The following is a 7,838-nucleotide window of genomic DNA, read 5'->3' as shown; positions in this document are numbered from 1 at the left end:
TTATTGCTCAGGTATTTATACCTTAAACAAATCATCCAAGCTACCAGTGAAATAAGAGGCTGTCAGAAAAAAAGCGATGTTATGCCTGGCTTAATATTAAATCTTTATCGGAAGGAATTAATTCTGGACCAAATAAAAGTGAAAACACGTTGCTTGAGTAGCTTTTCAATACTATGGACCGTACGTAAGGGGTCACGACGATCTTTAATGTGGCCATTAAAGTAAGAGATGGGTTGATGCTTGCGCTCCAGCTTTTCCAATAAAACAACTGCCCCGTCAGGGCTGATCTCATTAGCCGAAAAATCAACAGAAACTTCTACGTTCCCTCGATAATATGCTGTATTTTTGTTCCTAATATTTGGGTATTCGTTAAGGGATTGTTTTTGTCTGTAACTATCTCAAAGATAACACCTTACACCCAAATTATCGCCCTACAGATGAATTTTCCGGGTTAAGTTACTTTTGGTAGAGGAAATAAAGTATTGATTTTACCTGATCACTTAGGTTAAAAAGAAACTAATGAATATTGAACAATTAAAGTTTCCGATTGGAAAATACATTCTCAATAAAAGTCCGGATAAAGAACAGTTAAGCTGGAAGTACCGACCTGACGGGTGGACGATTAAGCAGTTGGTTCACCATTGTTCAGATAGTCATATGAATGCTTTAATACGGTTTAAACTTGCTTTGACCGAAGATACACCTACTATTCGCCCATATTTCGAAGATAGATGGGCTGAATTAAGTGATTCGTTAAATGATGATATCAGTGATTCTTTGTTGATCCTACGAGGATTACATAATAAATGGGCATTGCTTTTGAAGAATTTAACAAGCGAAGAGCTAGCGTTAGCATTTAACCACCCTGAACATGGTAAATCTTTTAAACTGGCCGAAACTATAGGTAACTATGCCTGGCATTCTAATCATCATTTAGCTCAAATTAAACAAGCTTTAAATTTTAAAGGTGAGTACCATTAAAGATAGCCATGTATTTTTTCAGGGCCATATTGTATGTTACGAGATCTTTTATAATTGTTTTTATTCACTAAAGAAACAGATTTAATAATAATTGGATAAAATATTAATACCCTTACATATGTAATTAACTAAAACGATTTAATTTAATTGGAGTAAATTGTTATTTCATTGGCTTCCAGAGTTGCCTTATGCAAGGTAAATTTGATAGTTTCATTCTTCATTTTTCGCTAAAAAAATATTGGTTTTATATACAATATTACATCCTTAAATGGGCGAAAATTTTCTCTCGTTGTTTACTACACCAATAATTGGTAATTTCATAAAGATCACAATAAATATATGTTTTGTTATATCTTAACGATATAACAGCATATGATTATTGCCTCATCTAAATCATGATCTTGTTTTTTTACATCTTAATTTTTAACACTAAATCTTAACTATTATGTCAAGTAAAAGTAAAAAACCTTTAAGTCATTTTGAAAATTCTTTTGAAAGAATTTTACAACTGCAAAAAATTAAAGGAGGTGCCAATGAAGACGTTGTTTTGTTGAAAAGCAGTCAAAGTGGAACTTGTAGTGCTAGGAGTACCGGGGGATGCCAAATTGGAACAGGGTTGGAACCTCATTAAGTCTTAATTAGGTTTATTAACTGTCCCAAAAGTTGATGTTCCCAATTTAAAATTGGAAATGTTATACTAGTGATGATAAGGAATATATCCATTATCGTACAGCATAAGGCTTTTGGGACGGTCCTTATACTTCCAGTATTTTCAAGACCCTTTAAATGTTAATGCAGCTGCCACATAGTTATTCCGAAAGCTGTTAGTTCCCATCTCTACCCCTTATCAATCATGGACCGAGCCGCCGATATTGCCGTACAAAATTTATTTGCCATTGTTCACCCTGAGTATTATGAACCATTATCCAGGTATAGGGCTGCACCAAATTTCTTAAATAAACTGAAAGAGCTGGTACCTCAGCAGCAATGGAAAATTATACGAAATGACGTATGGCTACATGTTCAATGTCACGAACATTTACCCCACCTTTCTGATATTGAATATGATGTGCAAGGGTTTAAGATCCACCTTTCTTGCGGTGCTGATAATGCTATAGCCATATTAGACAATGTGGTACCCTTATTGATAAAAAATAAGATAAACTTCAAAATAGCATGTGATCAGAATATACTTGATCAGTTAAACTCTAAGGGGCAGCCACGCGGACATGCTGGTAAATTTATGACGATTTACCCCAAGCACCTAAAGGAGTTTACCGAGAGTATAGAACAGCTTTATCAGGCTACTAACGATAAAAAATTTGTAGGCCCATATATTTTGTCCGACAGGAGGTACAAAGACAGTAAAATTATTCATTACAGGTATGGAGGCTTTAAACCTATTGGCAAACTAACTATATATGGCACCAAAATGTATTATATGCTTTCCCCGGAAGGTGAATACGTGCCAGACGAGCGGTTGCCTTATTTTAATTTACCCTCATGGGTAGAAGACCCTTTTGATAGGCCGGTATCTTCAGGCGATGGTGAAGGTACTCTTTTGCATGATAGGTATGTGGTAGAAGGAGTGTTTGGGTTTTCTAACGCTGGTGGCGTCTATCATGGAAAGGACACCCTTACGGGGCAGGAAATTGTAATAAAAGAAGCAAGGCCATATACTAATTACTGGCAAGTAGACCACGAACAATGGGATGCCGTACACCTACTTAAAAGAGAGTATGCTATTCTCGATCATTTAAAAGAACTCCCATTTATACCAGAACCTGTTGAACTGTTTCAGGAGTGGGAACATACCTTTTTAGTAGAGAAAAGGATAGATGTTATGGGGTTGGATGAATTCTGGGCAAGTGATGATAATATTTTTGCCCCTTATGTCCGGAGAGCCGAGGTAATAGCAGGATTTGCCGCTAAATTTAAGAAAATTGCTATTAGCATCATCAACATGGTTAAGTCCATTCATGAAAAAGGCGTGTTGTTAGGAGATATTTCGCCTCGAAATATACTTATTAATAAAGATACATTGGAGTGCTGGCTGATTGATTTTGAAAGCGCAGTATTTACGCATGATAGTGAGCAGATACTTAAATATGCAGCCGAGTGGGGTACAGAAGGTTATATTAAGAAAGGGCGTAAAGACCGAGGCAAGGTTACTGCTAAAGATGATTTTTATGCGGTGGCTATGACATTATACAATGCCATTATTCCTGCTAACAATATGTTTAAATTAAACCCCGGTGCCAGGGACAGACTACTCCATGAATTTGTACAACTAGGGTTACCGGTAGAAATAAAACAAATACTCGATGCCCTGATGAAGGGAGATGAAAACGAGGCACTTCAACTATTAACCTCCTGGCTTAATCCGGTGGGCTATCCATCTACAACAGCCTTAAAAACCGAAGATATTCAATCCCAGTTGGTAGACGCGGTCGATAAAATGATAAACTACATTAGGGTTACTGCTGATTATGATCGTACAGAGAGGCTATGGCCTGCTCACTATGTTATATTTTCCACTAACCCGCTGAATATATCATATGGAGCTTGTGGTACCGCTCTATTTGTTTTAGAAGCCACTAAAACATTGCCTCAAAAAGCGGCAGACTGGATGCTGTCTAAAAAGTTAGATCATGGTAACTACCCACCAGGGTTATTTACCGGGATGGCAGGTATAGCATATACCTTTGATCAGATGGGGTATAGAGAGAGGGCGGAAGAACTTATGGATATGGTCTTCAGTTCGTCCATGTTGCTCGATGAGGCATGTATATTCAATGGATCTGCTGGCTGCGGGCTGGTAAGTCTTTATTTTTATACCAAAACGGAAAATTATAGATACCTGGAAGAAGCCATTATTATAGGCAACCATTTAATAGACATAGCTCAAAAGAAAGACGATGCCTGTTTTTGGCCATCTAATACGGATAATACCACGCATTATGGCTATGGGTATGGAGCCAGTGGCATAGGTCTCTATCTATTATACCTGTATGTTGCTACACAGCAAACCAAGTTTTTGGACACCGCTTTACGCGCCATAGAGTTCGATCTGGCTCAACAAGTGGAGAGCGAAGTGGGAGTACAATGGAAAAGATTTAAAGATGATGTTTTGTTATATCCCTATTTTATACATGGCGCTGCAGGTATAGGAAGTGTACTTATCCGTTTTTATCATATTTTAAAAGATGATCGGTTTAAAAAGCTTGCGTTAAAGATCGCCGAGGATTCTTATATTAAGTATTCTTTTATACCAGGTCAGTTTGAAGGTATGGCTGGAATTGGTGAATTAATGATAGATATTTACCATTATACCGGAGATGAAAGGTTTAGAACCTATGGGTTGGACATGGCTGAGTCTATTATGTGGTTTGGTATAGAGAAACCCGAAGGCATGGCCTTTCCGGGTAGGTGGTTAACCCGCATTTGTCATGATTATGCTACTGGTTCAGCTGGCATTGGATTATTCTTTTTAAGGCTTCTTAATAATACAGAAAGGCATTTTTTGGACCTGGATGTTAAGCAGTTAACTGCTTTACAAAAAACTTATGCTAATATGACCGTTTAGTTGACGCTAGAAATTTTTAAGTTTATACTTAAATGATTATCCATAGATGAAGGTACTGGTTGTATTGAATTTTATATTGTTATTGTTTGTGATATGCTATCTAGTTTATCGTGATTATCCCGACCATAACGTATTCACAGAGATATCGGCAGAAAGGCTTAATATCACCGATGCTGAAGGCAATAAATACATAGTGCTGAGTAACCCTTCCAGACAAGCCTTAGCTACACTCAACAGCAAGCCAGTAGATACTATTAAGACGGAAAGAGATACCCCCGGAATATTATTCTTTAATAGGGAAGGGGATGAGATTGGCGGATTGGTATTTGATATTGATAGTGTGAGTAATTACCAGTTGCTTTCTTTTGATCAGCGGAAAAGTGATCAGATAATGACACTGAGGCATGAGGAGGAGAGGGTAGATGGGGGCTGGAGAAGAAGGTACGGCCTTATGATCCAGGAAAGGTCGGATAAGCCGGTGGATAGGATCATTAATGAACTCCACACCATTGAAAGTATGGAAAATGCTGAACGAAGAGAGGCCGCACTGGATAAATTTTGGGCGGATACAGCCAACCTATCTCCAACAAGGTTATTTATTGGAAGAAACAGTGATCAAAACGTAGGCCTTTATTTGCTCAATAAAAGTAATGCACTTAAAACTGGCCCTATATGTAAATAACCATGGAGAGCCTGTCATAAAAACTTATGACAGTTTGGGTCACGCGCATTACTTAGTGGGTAATGAATAAAGTTCCGGCTGGTTGTGGTGATTTATCCTGCCAGTGCGGTATCCATTTTAGCCTCTATTTCTTTATTGCATAAATTACCTATGCTTCCTTCATGCGTGTGGTTGACATCCTTATCCGGTGAATATTGGCCTGCTTCTATCAATTGTCCGACTTTTTGGTAGGCTTCACGGAAAGAAAGGCCATTTTGAACCTCTCTATTTACCACTTCCACGCTATACAAGTAATCATACTTTTTATCATTAATGGCTTCTTTGTTAATGATAATATGCTGCAGCATAAATTCACTGATCTGCAGGCATGATTTTACATTAAAAAGGCCGCTGAATAAACTTTCCTTTAATAACTGAAAGTCCCGGTGATAACCACTGGGTAAATTATTGATAAGCAAAGTCAATTCCGTAGGGAGTGCTTGTATCTTATTACACTTACCTCTGATAAGTTCGAAAACATCAGGATTCTTTTTGTGCGGCATAATGCTGCTGCCTGTCGTGAGGTGGGCCGGAAAGGTTAAAAAACCAAAATTCTGGCTCATATAAAGGCATACGTCCATAGCAAATTTAGCTAGTGTACCGGACGTACTTGCTAAAGCAAAACTAATAGACTTTTCCATTTTGCCCCGGCTCATTTGTGCCGCTACTGAATTATATTTCAATGTGGCAAACCCCATTTTATGGGTAGTGGAAGTACGGTTAATAGGAAAGGAACTACCGTATCCCGCTGCCGATCCCAGCGGATTCTGGTCAGCTATTTTTAATGCAGCATTCAGGAAGTATATATCATCTATCAGAGCTTCTGCGTAGGCACCAAACCACAAACCAAAAGAAGAAGGCATAGCAATTTGTAAATGCGTGTAGCCCGGGATCAACACCTCTTTATGAGTTTCGCTCAGTGTAATTAGGCGATCAAAAAGCTGTTTGATTAGGGCTCTAATAGTTTTTATTTCTTCCTTGCAAAACAGATGCATATCCATTAGTACCTGGTCATTTCTGGACCGTGCTGTATGTATTTTCTTTCCGGCATCCCCAAGTTTTTCGGTAAGTAAATGCTCTACTTTAGAATGAACATCTTCAAAATTTTCTTCTATGGTAAAAGTACCTTGTTCTATGCTTACTAATATTTCTTTGATCTCCCGCTCTATTCCTTGTATGTCGTTATCCGTCAAAATACCTATTTCGTGAAGTATTTGCGCATGTGCTAATGATCCTTGAACGTCATATTTAGCCAAGTGCAGGTCCAGTTCCCGGTCGTTACCTACTGTAAATTCTTCTACGGCTTTTTCAATTTGGTATCCTTTATCCCAAAGTTTCATGTGTATTTTGTTTATTATCAGTGGCCACATGGAATCTTTGATTAAAAATTCATCAGCGGTTGATGTAAAATCGCTTCGGATTTTTAATGTCGATTTCATGTGTATTAGTTAATTTTAAATTGCCACATGGAATTCGCTACAAACTTTATTCATCCCGGTTGGTATAATTTGGGACGCTAAAGTTTATGCTCATTTCATGTATATGTGTTTATTTCCAATGGTAACATGGAATTCGCGATAAACTACATTCATCCTCGGTTGGTATAATTTAGGATTACTTACGTTTATGCTCATTTCATGTGTATTTGTTAATTTTTAATGGCAACATGGAATCTATGACTAAAAATTCATCCGCGGTTAAGTGTAAAATCCGCTTCTGATTTTTAATGCCAGTTTACCATGCATGTATTTGGTTGATATTACTATGAAAACAAAAAAGCAGTCGCTTACCCTATCATTTTGCTAGTAAAAACGAGCATTAAGTAAGTGCATAATAGAGGTAACACTTTCATCTCACTGGGTATAAATACTTTATAAACATGAGCACTTTGGCAGATTATCGTCAACTACTCATTATTGTATCGCAAATAACATAATATTCCGTAACTCCTTCGCCCGCACCCCTTCCCTGCTGTTAGGTGCATAATGAAGTTGAAACTACTTAACTATCCTAATCCTCAGCGCTGGCTAGAAGTGAATCATATATTGCGGAGGACTTATTAAAAAAAAATTTAGTTCGGCTTTATGGACTGAAAAATAGCCCTAAAAAAAGGAATTATTAATTATCAATACTCCTCATTATAACTAATAGTGGTACTTCAGTGAAGTTAAAATCTGTCTACTTACGCATATTACATAGGTATAGTAGAACGCCGGTTATCACATATCTACTAATGCATACTTCTCCTTCTTTACTTCTATACCGGCCCTGGTTATAAACATTTCAACACCCTTCTACCATAATTAGAGCGCTTATTGCTAAGCCGACATTATTAGCAAATCAAATAAAGTTATTTTTTAAAAATTTTAATTAACTGAATATCAGTGATTTAAACACGAATCACCCCATACATAGCGAATAAATTTTAATTATTTCATAGGGTTTATTCCCCGATATTTGTCTTCAATACGAAACCAGTTGAAACACATTGAATAAACTGAATGTAAATAGCAACCTAATGAAACATAAAATCCCTAAAGAATTAGAACG

General features: G+C 37.2%; 6 protein-coding genes. 4 read left to right on the top strand and 2 right to left on the bottom strand.

All coding sequences use genetic code 11. The features are described 5' to 3' along the window. Window positions 1-104 precede the first annotated feature (104 nt). The gene (locus JL102_RS24205; protein ID WP_202246886.1) at window positions 105-356 is read right to left on the bottom strand and encodes a transposase; all 252 of its coding nucleotides are present in this window, start codon (window positions 354-356) and stop codon (window positions 105-107) included. Window positions 357-519: 163 nt separating this feature from the next. Here JL102_RS24205 and JL102_RS23300 point away from each other — a divergent pair, with 163 nt between their 5' ends. From JL102_RS23300 to JL102_RS23285, 4 genes are all read left to right on the top strand, one after another. Further along, window positions 520-981 (top strand): YfiT family bacillithiol transferase, encoded by a 462-nt coding sequence (locus tag JL102_RS23300; protein ID WP_202246885.1) that lies wholly within the window; start codon window positions 520-522, stop codon window positions 979-981. Window positions 982-1,426: 445 nt separating this feature from the next. Beyond that, window positions 1,427-1,612, top strand: coding sequence for a hypothetical protein (locus JL102_RS23295; protein ID WP_202246884.1), 186 nt, complete (start codon window positions 1,427-1,429; stop codon window positions 1,610-1,612). A gap of 222 nt (window positions 1,613-1,834) precedes the next feature. Further along, the gene (lanKC, locus tag JL102_RS23290; protein WP_202246883.1) at window positions 1,835-4,567 is read left to right on the top strand and encodes a class III lanthionine synthetase LanKC; all 2,733 of its coding nucleotides are present in this window, start codon (window positions 1,835-1,837) and stop codon (window positions 4,565-4,567) included. A gap of 46 nt (window positions 4,568-4,613) precedes the next feature. Beyond that, window positions 4,614-5,249, top strand: a complete 636-nt coding sequence (locus JL102_RS23285) for a hypothetical protein (protein WP_202246882.1) — start codon at window positions 4,614-4,616, stop codon at window positions 5,247-5,249. Between the two features lie 92 nt (window positions 5,250-5,341). Here JL102_RS23285 and argH read toward each other — a convergent pair whose 3' ends face one another. Continuing rightward, window positions 5,342-6,628, bottom strand: coding sequence for an argininosuccinate lyase (argH, locus tag JL102_RS23280; RefSeq protein WP_202246881.1), 1,287 nt, complete (start codon window positions 6,626-6,628; stop codon window positions 5,342-5,344). Window positions 6,629-7,838: the final 1,210 nt, after the last annotated feature.

The organism is Fulvivirga sediminis (genome assembly GCF_016757215.1).
Taxonomy (GTDB): Bacteria; Bacteroidota; Bacteroidia; order Cytophagales; family Cyclobacteriaceae; genus Fulvivirga; species Fulvivirga sediminis.
Note: the sequence above shows the minus strand (reverse complement) of the source record. Positions and strands in the feature narration are given on the sequence as shown.